This is a genomic window from Desulfovibrio aminophilus DSM 12254 (assembly GCF_000422565.1).
GTDB lineage: Bacteria > Desulfobacterota > Desulfovibrionia > Desulfovibrionales > Desulfovibrionaceae > Aminidesulfovibrio > Aminidesulfovibrio aminophilus.
Genome location: NZ_AUMA01000008.1, coordinates 172,371 through 192,829 on the forward strand (window position 1 = coordinate 172,371; position 20,459 = coordinate 192,829).

22 protein-coding genes and 1 tRNA gene are annotated in these 20,459 nt (G+C 67.7%); 15 read left to right on the forward strand and 8 right to left on the reverse strand.

What is annotated here, in order from left to right:
* Positions 1-37: 37 nt before the first annotated feature.
* The 5 genes from H587_RS19580 (at position 38) to H587_RS20795 (ending at position 4,544) form a co-directional block, all read left to right on the forward strand.
* Positions 38-577 (forward strand): TRAP transporter small permease, encoded by a 540-nt coding sequence (locus H587_RS19580; RefSeq protein ID WP_084630453.1) that lies wholly within the window; start codon positions 38-40, stop codon positions 575-577.
* Positions 574-1,878, forward strand: coding sequence for a TRAP transporter large permease (locus H587_RS0105990; RefSeq protein ID WP_027175491.1), 1,305 nt, complete (start codon positions 574-576; stop codon positions 1,876-1,878). The genes H587_RS19580 and H587_RS0105990 overlap by 4 nt, the downstream gene beginning before the upstream one ends.
* Positions 1,879-2,098: 220 nt before the next feature.
* Entirely contained in the window at positions 2,099-2,722 is a 624-nt protein-coding gene (locus H587_RS0105995; RefSeq protein WP_027175492.1) for a GntR family transcriptional regulator, read from the forward strand.
* A gap of 258 nt (positions 2,723-2,980) precedes the next feature.
* Entirely contained in the window at positions 2,981-3,406 is a 426-nt protein-coding gene (locus tag H587_RS0106000) for a hypothetical protein (RefSeq protein WP_027175493.1), read from the forward strand.
* A gap of 835 nt (positions 3,407-4,241) precedes the next feature.
* Positions 4,242-4,544 carry an energy transducer TonB gene (locus H587_RS20795; RefSeq protein WP_169432751.1) on the forward strand — a complete coding sequence of 101 codons (303 nt, stop codon included), beginning with the start codon at positions 4,242-4,244 and terminating at the stop codon, positions 4,542-4,544.
* 17 nt (positions 4,545-4,561) lie between these two features.
* On the opposite strand, the gene H587_RS0106010 is transcribed toward H587_RS20795, so the two are convergent.
* The 3 genes from H587_RS0106010 to H587_RS0106020 all read right to left on the reverse strand — a co-directional run bounded on the left by H587_RS0106010 (position 4,562) and on the right by H587_RS0106020 (position 7,039).
* Positions 4,562-5,272, reverse strand: a complete 711-nt coding sequence (locus H587_RS0106010) for a DUF554 domain-containing protein (protein WP_027175494.1) — start codon at positions 5,270-5,272, stop codon at positions 4,562-4,564.
* Positions 5,273-5,398: 126 nt separating this feature from the next.
* Positions 5,399-5,474: transfer RNA gene (locus H587_RS0106015), tRNA-Ala, on the reverse strand.
* A 56-nt stretch (positions 5,475-5,530) separates the two neighbouring features.
* Positions 5,531-7,039 (reverse strand): glycosyltransferase family protein, encoded by a 1,509-nt coding sequence (locus H587_RS0106020; RefSeq protein ID WP_027175495.1) that lies wholly within the window; start codon positions 7,037-7,039, stop codon positions 5,531-5,533.
* 57 nt (positions 7,040-7,096) lie between these two features.
* On the opposite strand from H587_RS0106020, the gene H587_RS0106025 reads away from it, so the two are divergent.
* The 9 genes from H587_RS0106025 to H587_RS0106065 all read left to right on the forward strand — a co-directional run bounded on the left by H587_RS0106025 (position 7,097) and on the right by H587_RS0106065 (position 14,435).
* Complete coding sequence (locus H587_RS0106025) at positions 7,097-7,696, forward strand: RlmE family RNA methyltransferase (RefSeq protein ID WP_027175496.1); 600 nt, start codon at positions 7,097-7,099, stop codon at positions 7,694-7,696.
* 54 nt (positions 7,697-7,750) lie between these two features.
* The gene (locus H587_RS0106030) at positions 7,751-8,491 is read left to right on the forward strand and encodes a YebC/PmpR family DNA-binding transcriptional regulator (protein ID WP_027175497.1); all 741 of its coding nucleotides are present in this window, start codon (positions 7,751-7,753) and stop codon (positions 8,489-8,491) included.
* 1 nt (position 8,492) lies between these two features.
* Positions 8,493-8,993 (forward strand): crossover junction endodeoxyribonuclease RuvC, encoded by a 501-nt coding sequence (gene ruvC / locus H587_RS0106035; RefSeq protein WP_027175498.1) that lies wholly within the window; start codon positions 8,493-8,495, stop codon positions 8,991-8,993.
* A complete protein-coding gene (gene ruvA / locus H587_RS0106040) occupies positions 8,990-9,607 on the forward strand; it encodes a Holliday junction branch migration protein RuvA (RefSeq protein WP_027175499.1) in 618 nt (205 codons plus the stop codon). The genes ruvC and ruvA overlap by 4 nt, the downstream gene beginning before the upstream one ends.
* The gene (gene ruvB, locus H587_RS0106045; RefSeq protein ID WP_027175500.1) at positions 9,604-10,587 is read left to right on the forward strand and encodes a Holliday junction branch migration DNA helicase RuvB; all 984 of its coding nucleotides are present in this window, start codon (positions 9,604-9,606) and stop codon (positions 10,585-10,587) included. Before ruvA ends, ruvB begins: the two co-directional genes overlap by 4 nt.
* A gap of 54 nt (positions 10,588-10,641) precedes the next feature.
* Positions 10,642-11,514 carry a YitT family protein gene (locus tag H587_RS0106050; RefSeq protein ID WP_027175501.1) on the forward strand — a complete coding sequence of 291 codons (873 nt, stop codon included), beginning with the start codon at positions 10,642-10,644 and terminating at the stop codon, positions 11,512-11,514.
* Between the two features lie 125 nt (positions 11,515-11,639).
* Entirely contained in the window at positions 11,640-11,819 is a 180-nt protein-coding gene (locus tag H587_RS17515) for a twin-arginine translocase TatA/TatE family subunit (protein ID WP_034608640.1), read from the forward strand.
* A gap of 42 nt (positions 11,820-11,861) precedes the next feature.
* Positions 11,862-13,139 (forward strand): magnesium transporter MgtE N-terminal domain-containing protein, encoded by a 1,278-nt coding sequence (locus H587_RS0106060; protein WP_027175502.1) that lies wholly within the window; start codon positions 11,862-11,864, stop codon positions 13,137-13,139.
* A 15-nt stretch (positions 13,140-13,154) separates the two neighbouring features.
* A complete protein-coding gene (locus H587_RS0106065; protein ID WP_034608642.1) occupies positions 13,155-14,435 on the forward strand; it encodes an Nramp family divalent metal transporter in 1,281 nt (426 codons plus the stop codon).
* Here H587_RS0106065 and H587_RS0106070 read toward each other — a convergent pair.
* The 3 genes from H587_RS0106070 to H587_RS0106080 are packed head-to-tail and all read right to left on the reverse strand — an operon-like array spanning position 14,432 to position 18,311.
* On the reverse strand, positions 14,432-15,397 hold the full coding sequence (locus H587_RS0106070; RefSeq protein WP_027175504.1) for a YheT family hydrolase: 966 nt from the start codon (positions 15,395-15,397) through the stop codon (positions 14,432-14,434). The genes H587_RS0106065 and H587_RS0106070 overlap by 4 nt on opposite strands.
* A gap of 2 nt (positions 15,398-15,399) precedes the next feature.
* A complete protein-coding gene (locus H587_RS0106075; RefSeq protein ID WP_027175505.1) occupies positions 15,400-16,572 on the reverse strand; it encodes a class II aldolase/adducin family protein in 1,173 nt (390 codons plus the stop codon).
* Positions 16,557-18,311: an aldehyde ferredoxin oxidoreductase family protein gene (locus H587_RS0106080; RefSeq protein WP_027175506.1), complete on the reverse strand. Its 1,755-nt coding sequence runs from the start codon at positions 18,309-18,311 to the stop codon at positions 16,557-16,559. Before H587_RS0106080 ends, H587_RS0106075 begins: the two co-directional genes overlap by 16 nt.
* A gap of 99 nt (positions 18,312-18,410) precedes the next feature.
* On the opposite strand from H587_RS0106080, the gene H587_RS17520 reads away from it, so the two are divergent.
* Positions 18,411-18,935 carry a tetratricopeptide repeat protein gene (locus tag H587_RS17520; protein WP_034608644.1) on the forward strand — a complete coding sequence of 175 codons (525 nt, stop codon included), beginning with the start codon at positions 18,411-18,413 and terminating at the stop codon, positions 18,933-18,935.
* On the opposite strand, the gene H587_RS0106090 is transcribed toward H587_RS17520, so the two are convergent.
* Together H587_RS0106090 and H587_RS0106095 are read right to left on the reverse strand one after the other, a co-directional pair.
* A complete protein-coding gene (locus tag H587_RS0106090) occupies positions 18,932-19,888 on the reverse strand; it encodes a DMT family transporter (protein ID WP_027175507.1) in 957 nt (318 codons plus the stop codon). The two genes, H587_RS17520 and H587_RS0106090, sit on opposite strands and share 4 nt — an antisense overlap.
* Positions 19,889-19,910: 22 nt before the next feature.
* Positions 19,911-20,399: a hypothetical protein gene (locus tag H587_RS0106095; protein ID WP_027175508.1), complete on the reverse strand. Its 489-nt coding sequence runs from the start codon at positions 20,397-20,399 to the stop codon at positions 19,911-19,913.
* Positions 20,400-20,459: the final 60 nt, after the last annotated feature.

Below are 20,459 nucleotides of genomic sequence, written 5' to 3' on the forward strand. Positions count from 1 at the left end.
TTCGGGGACGGCGGGGCGAGTGGAGGAGGAAGAGCGCATGAACAGGACAATCGCAATGCTGGCGACCTTGGAAAAGGGGCTCGCCCTGGCCCAGCGGGTGGTGCTGGTCGTCTCGGTGGGGCTCATCGCCGTGCTCATCGTGGCGCAGATATTCCTGAGAGTGGTGCTGAAGAGCCCGCTGTTCGGAGTCGAGGAGATCGCCCTCATCGCCGGGACGTGGCTCTACCTCATCGGGGCGGCCTACTGCACCCGGGAACACAGCCACATCGAGGCCAGCATGGTGCACCTGATCTTCAAGAGGCCGCTGCACCAGGAATTGGTCCGCTGTCTGGCCAGCGCCGTCAGCATGACCCTGGCCTCGGTCATGGCCAAATGGGGCTATGACTTCGTGCGCTGGGGGCTGGAGCACAAGTCCGTCACCCCGTCGCTGGGCCTGAACTACCTCGTGGCGCAGAGCGCCCTGTTCGTCGGCGCCCTTCTCATGACCCTGTATTTCGGACTGGAACTTGTCGCGCGCGTGCGCAACGTGGCGACCCTGGCCGCCGGGAAGAACGGCCCGGCTCGGAGGGAGGCATGATCGGGCTTCTGACCGCCCTGGGCATCATCGTGGTTCTCTTGGTCATCGGCGTGCCCATCGGTTTCGCCTTCGCCGGGGCCGTCCTGTTCCTCACCGCGTACTTCCAGCTGGACCCGGGCCTGCTGTTGCCCAGCGCCTTCTTCCAGACCTATTCCGTGGTTCTGCTCTCCCTGCCCATGTTCATCTTCGCCGGGCGGATCATGGGCGAGGGCGGCATCGCCACCCCGCTCATCAATTTGGCCGAGACTCTGGTGGGCCGGGTGCGCGGCGGCCTGGGCATCGTGCTCGTGTTCAGCTGCGCCCTCTTCGGGGCCATCTCCGGTACGGCCTCCTCGGCCGTGGCCGCCATCGGCACGGTGATGATCCCGCGCATGGAGGAGGCCGGCTATCCCCGGGGCTACACCACCGGGCTCATCAGTTGTTCCTCGCTGCTGGGCCAGCTCATTCCGCCCAGCGTGCCCATGATCCTCTTCGCCTGGATCACGCGCCAGTCCATCGCGGCCTGCTTCCTGTCCACCGTGGGCCCCGGACTCCTCATGATCGTCCTCTACGCCTTCCTGAACTGGCTCATGTGCCGCCGCATCCCCACCATCAAGGTGGGACCGAGGCTGGGGCTGGCCGATTCCCTGCGCGAAACCGGCCGGGCCACGCGCCATGCCAGCTTCGCCCTGATGATGCCCGTCCTCATCCTGGGCGGCATCTACGGCGGTTTGTTCACCCCCACGGAGGCGGCCTCCGTGGCCGCGCTCTACGGCATCCCCGTGGGGTTCTGGATCTACAAGGGGCTCACCCTGAAGAAGCTCTGGCAGACCACCATCGACTCGGCCGCCACCATCGGGGCCATCGTCATCATGTTCCTGTTCATCCTGGTGGCCAGCCGCGTGTTCACCATGCAGCAGGTGCCCCAGATGATCGTCGACGCCCTGCTGAACATCTCCGAGAACAAGATCGTCATCCTCATGATGGCCAACGTCTTCCTGATCATCGTGGGCATGCTCATGGACGACATCAGCGGCACGCTCATCGCCGCGCCGCTGCTCATGCCCCTCATGCTCAAGATCGGTGTGCATCCGGTGCAGTTCGCTGCCATCGTGGGAACCAACCTGGCCATCGGCGCGAACACCCCGCCCACGGCCCCCATCCTCTACTTGGCGGGCCGCATCGGAGGCGTGACCATCGAGGAGTTCATCAAGCCGGTGGCCGTGCTTCTGCTCTTCGGCTCCCTGCCCGTGGCCTTGGCCACCACCTACTGGCCGGACCTCTCCCTGTTCCTGCCCCGGCTGATGGGGTACGTGCATTAATGGGCCTTCGCCCGACCCTGGCGGTGGAATCCGGGTTTTGTCCCGGGTTCCGCCGCGCCTCTTCCCTCCGGGTGGAGCCGCCGGGCCTGGGCCGGTGGCGCGGCCTCCACGGCGCGTTGAGTTCTCCCGATCGCCGTGGTATGGCGCGCTATCTCAATTCCTGTATCCAAACGGCGTCGCCGGTTCTTCGGGCCGAGCGCAGAAGGAGCGGCATCCTTTCATGACACCCCGCCAAGTCGCCGAGCAGCTCAAGCAGAAGATCATCATGCTCGAACTGCCCCCCGAGACGATCCTCAACATCAGTGAACTCGCCCTGCAGCATGGCGTCAGCCGCACGCCCGTGAAGGAGGCGCTCATCGTGCTGCAGGCCGAGGAGTGGGTCCAGCGGCACGGGTCGCATTTCATGGTCACCCCCTTGAGCCTGGAGCGCATCAAGCAGATCACCGAGATACGCTCCATCCTGGAGGTGGAGTCCAACCTCCTGGCCCTGCGGCGCATGGACGAGGCGACGCGCCGTTCCTTCGACAGCCTTCGGGTGCGCATCAATGGCCTGGACTCCTCGGCCACCAACCTGGACATCGTCAACGCGGACCTGGCGCTGCATCGCCGTCTGTACACGGCCACCCGGAACACGCAGCTCACCAAGGTGCTGGACCATCTGCTGAGCCATTATCTGCGCTTTTGGCTGTCCCTGCCGCAGCGGATCGAGCTGGATTCGTTCTTCGACGACACCCTGGGGATGATCGCCGCGGTGGTGAACAACGACGAGAAGGCCCTGCGGGAACTCTCCGAACACCACGTCGCCCGTTCCGCGGACTTCATCGTGCGGATATTCCTGGCGTAGGCCGACCGCCGGGTGTCGGGAAGGCGGAGCCCCAAGGCCCGCGATCCGGGGATGCGGCGCGGCGTTCTTTCTCCAAGGCGGGCCTTGCGGGTGAAACCGCAAGGCTTTTTTCGTTCCGAGCAGTCGGGAATCCGCAGCCTGGGCTTTCCATTGTTCCGCCAGGAGGGTATGTTCGAAATATGCCGCCTATCGCCCACGCCCTGGGCATGGGAATCCGTGCCGGACACGTCAGGAAAAGCGAAAAGGAACAGTCATCGCATGCTCTGGCTTCATCCCATCTTTCAGACCCTGGCCCTGCTGCTCTCCGTCTTCGTCCTCCTGCTCGGCTGGACCCGTTTCGCGGCCGTTCATCTGGGACGGGCCGGGCAGTTCCAGTGGAAGCGGCATGTGACGTTGGGAGCCCTCGTGCTGTTCACTTGGCTGGGCGGATTCTTTGCCGGGTTGGGTGTCGCCTGGCTCAAGTGGCAGGCCGTGTTTTTCACCGGCACACACCATCGTTTGGCCCTGGCCATGTTGCCGCTCATTCTGTTCGGGCTCATCTCCGGCCTGATCATGGACCGGAGCAGAAAAAAGCGACGCTGGCTGCCGCTGGTCCACGGCTTGAACAACGCCCTGCTGGTGCCGGCCGGGTGCATCCAGTTGGCCTCCGGCCTGCTTGTCCTGCTCGACTACGTCTTGCCCTGACTCCCGGATTGCGCTCCCGGCGCGGATCTGGCCGGCTTTCGTAAGCACATCATGATGGGCACGCTCTCCGGGGCGTTTTGTCCCGGCCATGACGCGGAGCGGCCGGATCGGCCGGGGAAGGGGGTTCCCATTGGCAGTCTGCAGTGTTATGAAATAAAAATTAGTGCTACTTATTCCCCAGGCGGAGATGAACGAGAGGAAGTGCGCCGCGGTGCGGTGGATTTTCATTCCCCGGGGTTGGGGCGACTGTCCTGGATGCGAACAGGATTCACAAGGAATGGATGGTGCGTTTTCGCTTCCAGGCGGAGGTTCGGACATGAGCGGCGGGGCGATCTGCCGTCCTGCGTTGGAGCCGGTGAGTCCACCTCCTCCCAGAGACGGCAAGGGGCGTGGTTTCATTGCGGCCTTGCTGGCGCTGATTCTGCACGGCCTCGCCTTGGCCTCGGCCCTGGTGTTGCCGCCGGAAGCTGTGACGTACGGAGAGGTTCCCATATATGAAGTGGAACTGGTGAGTCTCGGCCCTGGCGAGGGCGACGGGCACGAACACGGCGTTCCGGCAGTCGTGGCCCGAGTCGCCTCGGTCCAACCCAAACGGCGGGAGCCCGCGGCTGTCCGGCAAACCTTGCGCCCGAAGAGACCCGTTCCATTCCGCGCGGCGGAATCGGCTCCAACTCCCGCTCCGGTAACTGTGCCCGATCCCAATGCCTCGGACGTCGGGGCGGACACTCCGGCCCCCTCCGAAACCTTTGCCTCCGTTCCGGCGGATGGCGAAGCGCCCGGTTCCGTCGTGGCGGAGAGGCATCCGGCCGGACTGTCTCGTGGGGAAGCGCAAGGCGTGAGGCATGGAGGCTATGGCCTGGGACAGGTGGAACTGGCGCCGCGCCTGCTGCGCAAGGTGGAGCCGAAATATCCGCTCGCCGCGCGCAAACGCCACGTCACCGGCAAGGTGCTGGTCAAATTTTTGGTGGACTCCTCGGGCCGGGTACGCCATCTGGACGTGGTCGAATCGCGGCCCGAGGGCGTGTTCGACCAAGCCGCAGTGGAGGCCGTGTCCGCCTGGGAGTTCACCCCAGGTGTGTTGCGCGGCCGGAGTGTGAGCGTCTGGATGCTCCTGCCGATCTCTTTCACCCTGCAATGAGTCCACCGCCGGGCGTCTTAGGCGAGCAGACGGACCCAGAGGGCGGAGATGGGCATGACCAGGAAGAGAGCCGGGATCATGCTGATGACCGGCACCGGCGCCAGCCCGAACTGCCGTAGCGCGGCCCCCAGCATGATGATGCCGCCGCAGGCGGAGAAGTCCGCGAACATGGCGGGTGTGGTCAGCGGCGCCACACTGGTGGCCAACAGCAGGATGGCCGCCTGAATCAGGAATTGCGGCACGACCAGCACCGCGACGACTCCTCCGATGTTGGCCGCGAAGAGCAGGGCCGTGGGAAGATCCAGCAGCGACTTGATGAGCAGGAGCGAGGGGTCGCCGGTCATGCCTTCGTTCATGGAGCCCATGATGCCCAGGCCGCTGACGCAGAAGAGCACGGTCAGCACCGCGAACTGGTCGCGGAAGGCCTGCTCGGGGAGAGCCGCGGCCGTCTTGCCTCGCCGGAAGAAACCCACGACCCGGAACGCCAGTCGCATGGCCCCGGCCTCGATGCGGCAGGCTTCGCCCAGCAGGGTGCCGAGCAGCAGGGCGATGACCACCGGCGGCAGCGAATTGCCCCTGGCGGTCATGGAGACGCCGATTCCCATGGTGATGCAGCTGAAGACGAGAATGATCTTCTTGTTGAATTCCGGCGAGATGATGCGGCCGCAGAGCGACCCTGTGAGAGCGCCGAAGACGATGCAGGCGCTGTTGACGATGGGACCAAGCATGATTCTTCCTTGATGGGATGGAGGTATTCTGCCAAGGACGCGCTTGTCTTGAGAACGGTACACTCGGGCGCGGATCGGGAAAGAAAAACGGGTTCCAGTCTGTGTGCTGCAACCCGTTGTTTTCTTTGGTGGAGACGATCGGGATTGAACCGACGACCTATGCGTTGCGAACGCATCGCTCTCCCAGCTGAGCTACGTCCCCATGAAGGAGTGATTTCATAGCCGGTTTTGCGACGGACCTCAAGCCCCAATTTCAGGTCACGGGCGTGACCGCTCCAGATCGATGGCTGCCAGGATCTGCGCGGCGCGGTGGCCGTAGGTGTGCCGCGCCAGCAGTTCGTTCCGCCAGGCCCGGGCGAGATCGCGCTTTTCCGGCGAATCGTCCGCGAAGCGCTTGAACAGTTCCGGGAGGTCTTCGGCCCGCTGGAAAGTGACCGGCCGGGTGAGGTCCGCCGGGAAAATGTCCAGCCCGGGGTTGGCGTCGCCGATGAGGAAGCCGCCCGCGCCCCAGACGTCGAAATGCCGCTGGGTCAGGCCGGAGGGCAGGATCATGTTGGTCACGTTCAGGCAGCAGGCCGCCTCCCGATAGGCGGCGGCGAGTCCGCCGTAATAGTCCACGGGCGGCCGCAGGTCCGCGCCGGGCAGGAGATCGCGCCACCCCTCGTCGCCGATGATGGTCAGCCCCGGCGCGCGGCCCAGGCAGAGCGAGCGCCAGATCCGGCCGGACTCGTCCGCGCCCAGGCCCGCCCGGCGCGCCTCGTTGCCCGGCCAGAGAGCCGCGATGCCCAGCCGCACGGCCCACCAGCCGAAATCCGGCCGCTTCCCGGCGGCGAGCAGGTCCCGGGCCTCGGCCAGGATGTCCCCCGGCACGCGGGCTCCGGCGAAGAATCCGGCCCGATCCGGAAAGGCCGAGCGGCCCACGAAGAGCAGGCGTCCGGCCAGGGGACCGAGGCGCTTCGGCAGCGGTCCCGGTGCTGCGAAGGCCGGGTCCAGGGCCAGGGGCAGGTGTTCCACCCGCTCGGCTCCCAGGCGGCGCAACGGCTCCATGAACCAGCGGTCCGTGACGAAGAGGTGCAGACGGGTCCAGAAACGGGCCTTGATCGCGCTTACAACATGGAAGGGGTTGTCCACGCACCAGGCGGCCACGCGGACGCCGGCCTGATCCAGGAGATGGAAGGCCTCGCCGTGGGCGTCCAGGCCACGGAAGTTCACGGAAAAAAACAGCAGAGGGCGCTCCTCGCGCAGCAGACCGGGCAGGGCGGCGGGATCGCCGGGAACACGGCGGGCGGTCAGGCCCTGGGCCGCGAAGGCGGCCTCCAGCTCGCGGAGCAGCAGGCCGTGCTCGTCGCCGGGCAGCCAGACCACGGGCTGGGCCGGGGGCGGAGCCAGGAAGGCCAGCCCGCGGCGGGCCAGAATCGGGCCCCAGAAGGACGGGGCCAAGCGCATGTTCTGGCGAAAGGCCAGGACGCGGCGGGTGCGGAATCGCTCGGGCGTCAGCTCGCCGGGCGTCAGGCGTTGGAAGTTCCTCGGAATCGCCGAGGTGAAGTCTGGGCCGAGGGAGGCTTCGGTTTCCGGCCATTCAACGAATTCTGCTCCCGTGGCGGCCGCCGGGAACCAGAGGGACAGGGCTGCGGGCTCGGGGCCCAGGCCGAGGAAGAGCGGGGGGCCTTCGCCGCCCAGGACGTCGAAGGCGTCCGGCCCTGAATCCAGGGTCAGGGATCGACCGGTTTCGGCGGTCAGGCATGGGCGGCGCGGGCGTCGGGGCACGGGCCCTCCTTCTTGGCTTGCGGCCTGGTTTAGGCTATAGCGTGTTGTCGAGGCGTCATGAAGAAATACCGCGACCACTACTTTCTCAAGGCCAAGCAGGAGAACTATCCCGCCCGCTCGGTCTACAAGCTCCAAGAGATAGACAAGCGCTTCTCTCTTTTCAAGTCCGGACAGAAGATCCTCGACCTGGGCGCGGCTCCGGGCTCCTGGACCCTCTGGGCCGCCGAGCGGGTGGGGCCCTCGGGCCGCCTGCTCGGCGTGGACATCCAGGAAACCCGCACGGGCTTTCCCGGCAACGTCCGTTTCCTCTGCCGGGACGTGTTTTCCGACGATCCGGACCTTATGGCGGCCATGGAGGAGCTTGCGCCCTTCGACGTGGTCATGAGCGACATGGCCCCGAGCACCACGGGCATCAAATTCACGGATCAGGCGCGTTCGTTGGAACTCTGCGAGCGGGCCCGGGATTTGGCCCTGAACCGACTCAAGCCGGGCGGCCATTTCGTGGCCAAGATTTTCGAGGGCCCGGACGTCAAGGGTTTCACCGACGGCCTGCGGCCGTTGTTCGAGTCGGTGAAGGGCTTCAAGCCCAAGAGCTCCCGCTCGGAAAGCAAGGAAACCTTCGTGGTGGCCCTTGGCTTTCGCGGCCTCCCGGAGTAAAGAGCGCGCGTTCCCCTCAGACAATCTCCCGCCGAGGGATAATTCGGAGGCATTATGTCCGGACACAGCAAATGGTCCAACATCCAGCATCGCAAGGGGCGGCAGGACGCCAAGAAAGCCAAGTTCTTCACCAAGGCGGCCAAGGACATCATCCTGGCGGCCAAGGCCGGAGGCGGCGACCCCTCGCATAACTCCGTCCTGCGTCTGGCCATCGCCAAGGCCAAGTCCGTGAACCTGCCCAACGACAGGATCGAGAACGCGATCAAGAAGGGCACGGGCGAACTGGCCGGCGGCGACCTCCAGGAAGTCATGTACGAGGGCTACGCGCCCGGCGGCGTGGCCATCCTGGTGGACGCGGCCACGGACAACCGCAACCGCACCGTGGCCGAAATCCGCCACATCATCAGCAAGGGCGGCGGAAACATGGGCGAGGCGGGCTGCGTGGCCTGGATGTTCGACAAGAAGGGCGTCCTCGTCTTCCCCAAGGAGGGCAACACCGAGGACGAGCTTCTGGAACTGGGCCTGGAGGCCGGGGCCGAGGACGTCAAGGACGAGGAGGATTCCTTCGAGGTGCATACCGCGCCCGAGGATTTCATGGCGGTCCAGAAGGCGTTCGAGGACGCGGGCAAGAAGGTCGAGAGCGCCGAGCTGGCCATGGTGCCCAAGAACCTCGTTCCCGTGGACGCCGACGTGGCCAGGAAGGTCATGAACCTGATCGACGCCCTGGAAGACAACGACGACGTGCAGAACGTCTACGTCAACGCCGACTTCCCGGACGACTTCGTGGCCGACTAGCATGGCCGCCGTGGTGGTTCTGGGGCTGGATCCGGGCTCGCGGGTCACGGGCTTCGGCGTGGTCGCCGAGGTTTCGGGCCAGGCCCGCCTGGTGGAGGCCGGAACCATCCGCACGGGCACGGGCGACATGGCCGCCCGGCTGGGCGTCATCTACAGTCGGGTGGCCGCCGTCATCGAGCGCCACACCCCTGTCGAGGCCGCCATCGAAAACGTCTTCGTGGACAAGAACGCGGCCTCGGCCCTCAAGCTGGGCCAGGCTCGGGGGGCGGCCATGGCCGCCTGCGCCGTGGCCGGGCTGAGCGTGGCCGGGTACGAACCCTCCAAGGTCAAGAAGAGCCTGGTGGGCGCGGGCGCGGCGGACAAGAAGCAGGTGGCCTTCATGGTCGCCCGCGTGCTCGGGGTCAAGAACCCGGATTGGGCCGTGGACGCCAGCGACGCCCTGGCCGTGGCCGTCTGCCACCTCAACGAGCGGCGTTTCCGCAAAATGGCGGGGTTGTCATGATCGCCTACGTCGAGGGCCGTCTCCTGGAGTTTTCCGAGCGATCCTGTCTGGTGGTCACGCCGGGCGGGGTGGGCTATGAGATATTCATGCCCTCATCGGCCCTGGGACAACTCCCGGCTCTGGGCGAACAGCTGGCCGTGTTCGTGCATACGGTGATCCGCGAGGACGCGATGGACCTCTATGGTTTCCTCACGGCCGAGGATCGCGAGGTCTTCCGCACGCTCATCTCCATCGACAAGCTCGGCCCCAAGAAAGCCCTTTCCATCTTGGCCCACTTCACGCCCGATCATCTGCGCGAGATCGCCTTCCGCGAGGACGACGCGGCCCTGGCCACGGTGCCGGGCATCGGGCCCAAGTCCGCGCGCCAGATACTCTGGTTCCTCAAGGACAAGGTGAACAAGATCAAGGGGCCGCTGGGCAAGGCTCCGGCCCGGGGCGCTTCCTCCCGTCCGCCCGATGAGTACCTGGACGCCCTTGCGGGGCTCAGGAACCTGGGATACTCCGAAGAGGAGGCCCGGCCCCTGTTGCAGGAGATCTTCGGCGAGGAGCCCGATCTTGACGCCGCCGGAGCCATCCGCGCGGCCCTCAAGAGGATCGCTTCGGCACGCACATGACCCACTGCGCCAACATCGACGACACCATTCGGCCCAGCCGACTGGCCGACTTCATCGGCCACGACGACCTGCGCGCCAACCTGGAGGTCTTCGTGCGCGCGGCCCGGGAGCGGGGCAAGGCCCTGGACCACACGCTCTTCTATGGCAACCCGGGCCTGGGCAAGACCACCCTGGCCCAGATCATGGCCTCGGAGATGGGCGTGAACATCATCTCCACCTCCGGGCCGGTCATGGAGCGCACCGGCGACCTGGCCGCCATCCTGACCAACCTTTCCAAGAACGACATCCTCTTCATCGACGAGATCCACCGCATGCCGCCCAGCGTGGAGGAGGTTCTCTACCCGGCCATGGAGGACAACAAGATCGACCTGATCATCGGCGCGGGCCCCGGCGCGCGCACGGTGAAGATCGACCTGGAACCCTTCACCCTGGTGGGCGCCACCACGCGCATCGGACTGCTGACCTCACCCCTGCGCGACCGCTTCGGCTGCATCTTCCGCCTGGACTTCTACACCCCCGGCGACCTGTCGCGCATCGTCCATCGCGCCGCGCGCATCCTGGGCATCGGCATCACCGAGGACGGCGCGCTGGCCATCGGCCGTCGCAGCCGCGGCACTCCGCGCATCGCCAACCGTCTCCTGCGCCGCGTGCGCGACTTCGCCCACGTCCAGGGCCGGAAGGACGTGGACCGCGAAATGGCCGAATTGGCACTGGACCGCCTGGACGTGGACCCGTCCGGTCTGGACCAGATGGACCGCAAGATCCTCTCCGTGGTCATCGACCAGTTCGGCGGCGGGCCGGTGGGGGCCAAGACCCTGGCCGTGGCCTGCTCCGAGGAGGTCAGGACCATCGAGGACATCTACGAGCCCTATCTCATCCAGTGCGGCTTCCTGAAACGCACTCCGCGCGGCCGCGTGGCCACGGCCAAGGCCTACCAGCACGTCAAGACCGCGCGCGAATCCGAGGGCGGTCTGATTTAGCGAAACGCGGTCTTTTCGGGTTGCTTCCCCCGCTATCCTGTCTACAATGAGCCCATGGCGACTCAACGCTCCGCACCGCTCGATTTCACCTATTCCCCGGCCTGGAACGTGCTGCTCTTGACCGTGGGGGCCTTCGTCTTCACCCTGGGCACCAAGGGCGTGGCCGTGCACCACGGCTTCGTCACCGGCGGCATTTTCGGCACCGCGCTCCTGCTCTCCTACCTGGGCGTGGGCCTTCCGGCCGCGGTCTGGTATTTCCTGCTCAACGTGCCCCTGTTCATCCTTGGCTGGATATTCGTCAGCAGGCGTTTCTTTTTTTACAGCCTCTACGCCATGCTCATGACCGCCGCGTTCCACCAGTTCCTGCCGGTGAACCTGGGGATCCACAACCAGCTCTACGCCGCCGTGGCCGCCGGAGTGCTCTGCGGCGGCGGCACGGGCATGATGCTGCGTTCCCTGGGCTCGGGCGGCGGACTGGACGTGGTGGCCGTGATCCTCAACCAACGCTGGGGCTTCGGCGTGGGACGCTTCTTTTTCATTTACAACGCCGCGCTCTTCCTGCTTACCCTGGTGAGTCTGCCGGTGGATATGGTCATCGCCTCCCTGATCCTGGTCTTCATCTCCTCCACCGTGGTGGACTATGTGCTGTCCCTGTTCAGCCAGCGCAAGATCGCCTTCATCATCTCGGAGAGGAGCGAGGAGATCGCCAAGGTCATCCTCGACGACCTCAAGCGCGGGGCCACCTTCCTCAAGGCCCGGGGGGCCTTCTCAGGCATGGACCGGAACATCGTCATGACCGTGATCAACAACATCCAGCTCAAGCGCCTGGAAGAGCTGGTCTTCACCACGGACCCCGAGGCCCTGTTCATCGTGGAGAACACCTTCAGCGTCCTGGGCCGGGGGTTCGCCAAACGCAAGATGTATTGATCCGTCAGCCTCCGTCCTCCGAAGATGAAAAGATGGAAAGTTGTCCCGGGCGGGCTTTTCTTTTTCCAGAACTCGACTAGGCAGGAGGGATGCCGGGACGCCCGCGCGCCCGGGGGGAGGCACCCATGATCAGCGGACTGTTTCAGCCCATGCATCTCATCGTCATCCTCGTGGTCCTGCTCATCGTTCTCGGGCCGAGCAAGCTGCCCCAGTTCGGCGCCGGCCTGGGCAAGGCCCTGCGTGAGCTGCGCCGATCCCTGGACAACCCCGAGCAGCCGGACGGCCAAGCCGAAACCAGAAAGTAGTTCCGCCGTCCTTTCCTTGTACATCATCTGAGGAGGCGGGCCGTGAGCGGAGCCGTCAACGCCGTGTATGTGAGTTCGGTCCTCGGTACGCGGGTGGCCGCCGAATCCGGCGGCGTCCTGGGGCGCCTGCGGGATCTGGCCGTGACCTCGGGCGACACGTATCCCCCGGTCACGCACCTGCTGATTGACGGACGAGGGGGGGGGCATCGTCGCGTGCCGTGGAGTTCAGTCACGCTCTTCCGTCCGGAGATCATTCTGGTGGGAAGCGGGGGAACCCTGGTCCGGGACGACGCGGACCAGGACGACCTCCTGTTGCGCCGCGACCTTCTGGACAAGCAGATCGTGGACGTGGACGGGGCCCGGGTGGTGCGGGTCAACGATTTGAGGCTGGAACCGACCCCGGGGGCGCTGCATTTGCGGGCGGCGGACGTGGGCCTGAGCGGCATGCTGCGCCGCCTGGGATTTCTTGGTTTTGCGGAGCATCTATTGCGGCTGTGTGGGCGCACGGCGCCGAGGACCGAGATCGACTGGGAGTATGTGCAGCCCCTGGAGCGCCGCCTGCATCGGCTGGCCCTGACCATGACCCGGGACCGCCTTTCGGAGATGCACCCCGCCGACTTGGCCGGGATCATCGCCCAGTTGCCGCACCGGACCATTCCGGCGGTCATCGGGGCCCTGGATGTGGAGGCCGCGGGCGAGGCCATCGGCGAATTGGAACCCGAAATGGGTGGAATGGTCCTGAGCCAACTGGGAGCCGAGCACGCCTCGGACATCCTGGAGGAGATGGAGCCCGATGAGGCCGCCGACCTTTTGGCCGAGGTGGACGAGGGGCGTGCCAACGAGCTTCTCGGGCTCATGGACGTCGAGGAGGCCGACAAGGTCCGGGAACTCCTGGAGCACGAGGGCGACAGCGCGGGCGGCCTGATGAACAACGAATACCTGGCCCTGACCCCGGACATGACCGCCGAGCAGGCCCTGCGCCAGGTGCGCGCCTCGGCCGGGGACATGGAAAGCATCGCCTACGGCTATATCCTGGATGCCGACGGCCATCCGCTGGGGGTGCTCAGCCTGCGGGAACTGCTCCTGGCCGCGCCCACGACCCCCGTGAGCGAGGTCATGTCCACCGGCCTGAAGACCGTGGACATCGGGGCCGAGCCGGAGGACATCTACGAGATCATCGTCAAGTACCGCTTGGCGGCCGTTCCGGTATTGGACGCCGAAGGCCGCATGGAAGGCATCGTCACCGCCGACGACGTGATGCAGCACTTTCTGCCGCTCACCCTGCGGCTCAGGCAGTTCCGGGCCTCGCGCCGGTTCTGATCCCGGAGACTCCGCATGTCCGACTTCCGCGCGAGGCCCTTGGCGGGCGGCTTCAGCCTGCGCAACATCCTGCTTTTCCTGAGTCTTCTCGGCCCGGGCATCATCACCGCCAACGTGGACAACGACGCCGGCGGCATCGCCACCTACTCCCTGGCCGGGGCCCATTTCGGCTATTCCCTGCTCTGGCTGCTCCTGCCCACCACCGCAGCCCTGGTGGTCGTCCAGGAGATGTGCGCGCGCATGGGCGCGGTCACGGGCAAGGGGCTCTCCGACCTCATCCGCGAATCCTTCGGCCTTAAGGTCACGTTCTACGTGATGATCGCCCTGTTTTTGACCAACCTGGGCAACACCGTCTCCGAGTTCGCGGGCATCGCGGCGGGCATGGAGCTGTTCGGCGTGAGCCGGTTCATCTCCGTGCCCCTGGCCGCCGTGGCGGTCTGGCTGCTTATCGTCAAGGGCACCTATCGCCTGGTGGAGAAGATATTTCTGGTGGCCTGCCTGGTCTACGTGGCCTATCCCGTGGCCGCCTTCCTGGCCGGGCCGGACTGGTCGGCCGTGGGACGGGGACTGGTCCTGCCCGAGACCTCGGTCAGTCCTGAATCGCTGACCATGATCGTGGGCTTGGTGGGCACCACCATCGCCCCCTGGATGCAGTTCTACCAGCAGGCCTCGGTGGTGGAGAAGGGCATCACCCGCGAGAATTACGCCTTTTGCCGACTGGACGTGATCGTGGGCTGCGTCATGGCCGTGGCCGTGGCCTTCTTCATCGTGGTGGCATGCGCGGCCACCATCCACCAGCAGGGGCTGAACATCGAAACCGCCGCCGACGCGGCCCTGGCCCTCAAGCCCCTGGTGGGCGAGTACGCCTCCTTCCTGTTCGCCTTCGGCCTCTGCAACGCCTCGCTCTTCGCCGCCTGCGTCCTGCCGTTGTCCACGTCCTACTACATCTGCGAGGGCATGGGCTGGGAACTCGGCGTGGACAAGGATTTCCGCGAGGCCCCCCAGTTCTTCTGGCTTTTCACCCTGAGCATCGTCCTGGGGGCCGGGGCCATCCTGCTGCCCGGCGCGCCGCTCATCCTCGTCATGTACCTCTCGCAGGTCGTCAACGGCATGGTCCTGCCGTTCATCCTGGTCTTCATGCTTCTGCTGGTCAACGACAGGCGGCTCATGGGCGAGGCGGTCAACGGCCCGGTGTTCAACGCCGTGGCCTGGATCACTGTGGCGGTGATGATCGCGTTGACCCTGCTCCTGACCCTGGATACGATTTCGCCGGGTTTTTTGGCCCGCTGGTTCTAGAGCACCCGGGCCAGGAACTCCAGCGTCCGGGCCTCGGACCTGTAGAGCCCCGGCCTCGGCGGCACGAAGCCCACGTGCCCGCCCCGGGCGGGCGTCTCCAGGAAGAGCATGGGATTGGCCCTGGCCTCGGCCTCGGGAAAGCACTCCGGGGGCAGGAAGGGGTCGTTGCGCGCGTTGAGCAGCAGGGTGGGCACGCGGATCGCGCCGAGCACGGGTCGCGAGGAGGCCTCGGCGTAGTAGTGGGCCGCGTCGCGGAAGCCGTGGCGGGGCGCGGTGAAGAGGTCGTCGAAGCTGCGCAGGTCGCGCACGGCCTCCAGCCGCTCCGGGTCCACCAGCCCGGGGAAGCGGCGGTTCTTTTCGCGCAGCTTCTCCCGCAGCGTCTTGAGAAAGTTCAGCACGTAGATGCGGTTGCTCCGCCGGGCGAGCTCGCGCTCCGAGGAGGGCAGGTCGCAGGGCACGGAGATGCAGACCGAGGCGGCCACGGCCCCGGGCACGCGGTCCGGGTCCTCGCCCAGGTAGCGCAGGGTCTGGTTGCCGCCGATGCTGAAGCCCACCAGCACCACGCTCTCGTAGCCGCCCGCCGCCAGGGCGTGGCCCAGGACCTGGTCCAGATCCCCGGTTTCGCCGCTGTGGTAGGCCGTGGCCAGGCGGTTCAACTCCCCGGAGCAGCCGCGCAGGTTGCGGGCCAGCACATCGAATCCGGCGTCGCGCAGAGTCCGGGCCATGCCCAGGATGTAGGGCCGCCGGGAGTGTCCCTCCAGGCCGTGGGTCAGCAGGGCCAGCCGTCGCGATCCGTTCCGGCTCCAGTCCAGGTCCAGGAAGTCGCCGTCGGGCAGTTCCAGCCGCTCGCGCTCCAGCTCCAGTTGCGGCGACCGCCGCAGCAGCCCGGCGAAAAGCGTCTCGGCGTGGCCGTTGCTCAGGAACGGCGGCGGGGACGGCAGGCGGGATTCGACCAGCGGCACGCTCAGCCCCCCAGGTCGCGCACGCGGCGGAAGTATTCCTCGCGGCAGGCGTTCTCGGTGTCCGCCAGGAGGGCGAAGGCCTCGTTGAAGTCCGTCCGGCCGGTGGCGAACAGGCCGTGGCCCAGGACGATGGCCGTCCGCTCCGAGGCCAGGGCCGGGGGCAGGGTGTGGCAGAGCCCGCGCGGGCCCGTGCCCACCTCGCCGGGCACCACCGGCGCGCCGCCCGCCCGCCGGGGGCGCGGACAGTCGAGGTGGCAGCGGCCGCGATCCGGGCAGTCCGGCAGGTCGCAGTCCAGGGAGAGGATCACCGCGAACCTCGGGTGGCCGTGCAGGATGCAGGCGGCCGTGGGGTCGGCGGCGTAGATCCCGGCGTGGGCCGCCAGTTCGCTGGAGGCCGTGAGCCCGGCGCAGCTCGACCCGTCCAGGGGGCAGGCGTCGATGCAGCCCGCCAGATGGTCCAGGGAACTGCCGGTCTGGCTGATGTGCACGATCCCGCCCATCCTATACGAGATGTTGCCGAAATAGGAGTCCACCAGACCGTGCTTCACCGTGGCCCGCCCGGCCTCCAGCATGGCTCGCCGGGTCTGGGGCGCGTCCTGGAACGGCCCCCTGGCCAGGGCGGGCCGGTCCGCGCGCGGCTTGGGCAAGTGGGGTACGGCCTGGGCGAAGGCCGTGTGCTGCTCCTGCGTGGCCCGGCCGTGGCGCAGGTCATCCAGGTATTCCTCGAAGAAGAGCACGAAGGCCGCGAAGCACATGGAACTGACCGTGACGAAGGCCTGCTCCGGCCCCACCGATCCCGGGGCCGCCAGGCGCGGGCCGGGCAGGACCGCACCCTTGCGTCGCCGGAGCGCCCTGGTCATGGCTTCAGTCGAGAACTCCCGGGCCACGGGCAGATCGTGGAGAAAAAGCCGCGTCTCGCAGTCGCCCGGGGTGATGATCTCCGGGTGGCGGGTCAGGAGGAAGTCCAGGATGGTCCGGTACGGCTCGGCCGGGCGCACGCAGGCCAGGGCGCTGGCCTGAAGCGCGCGCAAAGCGGCCTCGGCGACGTCCCGGTCCGGGTGGCCGGGCTCGTTGCAGGCCACGGCGTCGTCCTGGCCCAGGAACAGCGCGTCCCCGGGCCCGGCCAGACCGGCGGCTTCCAGGCGCGCTGCGAAGGATTTCAGGATGCGGTCCATGCGAGCCCCAGGGCCTCGGCCGTGTCCCGCCGGGGCAGGCCGTTGTCGTCCAGTCCGCGCACGCGGTAGTAGCGCGCCCGGGCCGTCAGAAAGTCCTCACGGGGCAGCGGCGGCACGTCGAAGTCCTCGCCCGGGTCGCCGGGCTCCCGGAAGAAACGCTCGGGCAGGTCGTCGTCCTCGGCCGTGAAGCCCAGCTCCGCCAGCATGAGCCGTTCCTGGTAGACGCAGCGCTCGCCCGCCAGGGCCAGATCCCCGGCCGTGAAGGGCAGGCCCGTGACCGCCGTGAAGGCCCGGGCGTACTCCTCCAGCCCGGCGGCCAGAAAGGCCGGGGCGCAGGCGGGCAGGGAGTCGGCGGCGGCCATCTGGTCCTCGGCGAGCCTGATGATCCGGGCCTTGCCCAGGAAGCTGAAGCGGTCCGTGGCCACGGGCTTGCGCAGCAGTTCGTGGGCCAGGGGCAGGGCCCGCTGATGACAGGCCCCGCGCGTGCTCACGGCGTAGCCCAGGGCCAGGCCATAGGCCCCGCGCGGATCGCAGGCCGGAATCTCCAGGCCCTTGATCGTCATGGCCGCGTCGGGCTTGCCCAGTTCCTCGGCCAGCCGCCGCGCGCCCCGGCCCAGCAGGCGGCCGTCGCCCCGGCCCAGGGCCGTGTCCTCCAGGAGTTCGAGCAGGTGTTCCGGGCCGAGCGCCCGTCCGGTGATCTCGGCGAAGGCGGCCAGGGAAACGGCGGCGGACACCGGGTCCAGGCCCAGGCGGGCGCAGAGGTTCACGGCCTCCACGGCCAGGAGCGGGTCCGGGTTGCGGATCAGGGCCGTGAAGTGCGACAGGGCGTCGAACCCGGGCAGGAGGCGGCCGTCCCCGGTCCGCTGCACGCAGCCCACCGGGCAGGACGGGCAGGGCGCGGACGCGGGCAGCAGCCGCGCGGCCAGGGCCGGGGCGTTGCAGCCTCCGGCCTGTTCGAAGCGGGTATGGCGGAAATTGTCCGTGGGCATCATGCTCCGGGCCGCCGTGAGATCACAGAGCGCGGCCGTGCCGAAGCGGTGGAAGCCCAGGGGGCCGCGCAGGGCGGGCGAGGCGTTGAAGAGCCGCAGGATGTCGCGATTCGCGGCCGCCAGTCCATTGGGATCGGCCACGGACACCGGCCTTTCGCCGGACACGGCCAGGAACTTGCAGCCCTTGGCCGCCAGGCAGAGGCCCAGGCCGCAACGCTCGGCCGCCTGGAGGCGGTCCACCACGATGGAGGCGGAGAGCACGCCGTTTTCGGCCGCCGGACCGACGCAAGCCACGGAATCCCAGCCGGGCAGGGCCGTGAACACGGCTTCCGTGTCCGCGCCCCGAAGCGCCCCGGCTTCGACGAAGCGCACCCCGCCGGAGGTGATCTCCAGGCCCAGGAGCGCGTCGCTCACGCCGGTGAGCACGAGACCGTCCCATCCCGCAGTCTTCAGCGCCGGGCCGAGGTTGCCGCCTGTGGAGGCGTCGCCCGGGGCTCCGGTGAGCGGGGAACGCGAGGCCACGTGGCAGCGACCGGAGCAGGGCGCTGCCGTGCCCGTGAGCGGCCCAGTCATGAAGATCACCGGCATGTTCGGGTGGTTCCAGGGCAGGCCGAAGCGCGGGCGCAGAAGATGACCGGCCAGAGCCCGGCCGCCGGGGAAGAGGCGGAGAGTCTCCTCGGACGGGTGCAGGACGCCCTGGGTCCGGGTGGTCAGGTCGGCGATGAGGATGGAGCCGGTCCAGCCGTGCATGGGCTGGTGATTCCACGTCCGGGGGCAAATGGCAAGGGCCGGGCTTGATTTGGCGCGGACATCGGGTATCCTGCGCCCACATCGCCGCAGGAGCCGCCCATGTCCGCCAAGAAAGAGATCGATGTTTCCCGCCGCAACCTGCTTTTCGGGGCCTTCCGCCGTCTGCGCGGGGAGGAGGCCGAGGGCCGTCCCCAGGCCCGCAGCTCCGAGACCCTGCCGCTGCTGAACGAGGCCAACGCGGCCTTCGACTCCGGCGACTTCGCCGCGGCCACGCCCAAGTACCGCGAGTTGCTTCAGAAGGAGCCCGAGAACCGCGAGGCGCGTCGCCGCCTGGGCCGCTGCCTTTATGCCGAGGGCAAGTTCGTGCAGGCCAAGGTGGAGTTCGAACGGGTGCTGCGCGCGGACCGCGAGGACAACGAGGCCTGGCTCTTCCTGGGCCTGACCCTGGCCCGTGGCGGCAGCCCGGCCAAGGCCGTGTCGGTCTGGAAGAACTTCAAGGACATGCGCAACGTTCCCCTGGTGCGCGAGATCAACCTCCAGGCCGCCCTGCTGGAGGAGAGCGAAGAGCCGGACGGGATTCGGATCGCGGACGCCGTGGAGTCGGTGCTGCGGAATCCGGCCTAGCCGCCCGCCTTGCGTCCGGCCGTCTGCCGGGCCACGTAGAGAACCAGCCCCAGCGTCACCAGCGCGATGCCCGAAAAGCCCAGGAGGCCGGGCGGCGCGGCGTGGAGGAACAGGATCTCCCCGACGAGGGAGAAGACCACCTCCATGGATTGCGTGGCGTCCACGGCGGCCAGCTCATAGGAGGAGCGGGCGCGGTTGCGGGCGTGCAGGAACAGGCTCGTGGCCACCACCCCGGCCAGGAAGGCCACCAGGGCGGTCTGGACCCACTGTCCGTCGACCGGGGCCTCCGGCCGCACGACCAGGAGCAGCGCGAGCCAGAAGGGCAGGGAGCCGAGGCAGAGCAGGAGCACGAGCCCCGGGCCGCTCTCCAGGGCCGGATTGGCCGCCTCCGGCCCACCGCGCGCGGCGTCGCTCCGGGCCTCCCAGGCCAGCTGGTTGCCCAGGGGATAGGCCAGGGCCGCCAGCAGCACCGGCAGCACCCCCAGGATCAGCCCGGCCGCGTCCCCGAATCCTCCGGCCTGCTCCAGGTTCACCAGCACGATGCCCAGGAAGATGAGGCCGGTGAAAGCCAGGCCCCGCGTGGGCACCTTGCGGCCGAAGAGGAGCAGGACCAGGGGCGTGGCCAGGATGGTGGCCTGCCAGGTGGCGGCCACGACCCATCCGGGCATGCGCGTGGCGCTGTAGCAGAGCGGGGCGTAGAACACGCCGAAGCCCACGCCTCCGGCCAGGGTCCAGAACAGCGGGCGGGTGCGCAACGCGTTCCAGACCCCGCGCAGGACCGCTCCCTGGCGGGTGATCCCCAGCCAGGCCAGGAGCATGAGCAGCATGTAGGCGTAGCGCAGGGCGGCGGTCCAGGCCCAGTGCCCGCCTTCCAGGCTCATGGCCCGGTTGAGCACGAAGGTGCTGCTGAAAAAGAAGGCGGAGAGGACGCCGAGGAGCAGGGCGCGGAGCATGTGGCGGCGGAACTTCCCGGGCTTAGTGGGTCGTGCCTGGGCCGCCCTTGTCCTTCTCGTTCAGCTCCCGGGCCAGGGCCAGGACGCGCGAACGCAGGAACCCGGCCACCGCGCCGCCCTGGTCGGTGTCCCCGGAATGTGCCAGTCCGTAGGCCTCCAGATCCTGCTGGACCTGCTTCTCCATGCGCGCGGACTCCAGAAACATGAGATAGGCCAGGACCACGGCGGCCTCGTTGTCCGGCGTGTCCTCGGCCAGGATTTCGATCTGCTCCGGGGGGACGGTCTCCATGAGTCGGTCCAGGAACATGCCGATCCATTTCTCGTACAGCCCGGTGAGCAGGGGCGGGACCATGCCCGCCAGTTCGGCGGCCAGCTTGGGATCCGTGGCCGTGCCGGTGAGGGTCAGGTATTCCACCAGCGCCTCGCGGCGATGACCCTCGTCCTGGGCCAGCACGCGGCGGCGGATCATGGTCAGGAGGCTGCCGCGCAGGGCGGCGGGATCAATGGTCATGTGGCTGCCTCGTCGGGGTTGGAGTGGCCGGAGCCTAGCCCAAGCCGCGTCGTGGGGCAA